This window comes from Mycobacterium sp. NGS17 (genome assembly GCF_059813205.1).
This window is the reverse complement of sequence record NZ_JCALED010000075.1, coordinates 1-201: the sequence shown is the minus strand read 5'-3', so window position 1 is coordinate 201 and position 201 is coordinate 1. Positions and strand designations below refer to the sequence as shown.

Genomic DNA, 201 nt, shown 5'->3' with positions numbered 1-201 from the left:
GTGGACACCCCCACCCTGCTCGGCCCACCCGGCCGGCTCCAGCCCGGCCCACGCCACACCACCACCTACCGGCTGCCCGAACACACCACCACCGCCCTGCACGAACTGGCCCGCACCCACCACAGCACCCTCAACGCCGTCCTGCAAGCCGGCTACGCCCAACTTTTGGCCCTGCTCACCGGCCAACACGACATCATCTTT

General features: G+C 69.2%; 1 protein-coding gene. It reads left to right on the top strand.

From position 1 onward, the window contains the following. Positions 1-201: hypothetical protein (locus tag AC5Y7E_RS24430; RefSeq protein WP_499950990.1), on the top strand; the 201-nt coding region annotated here is incomplete at both ends.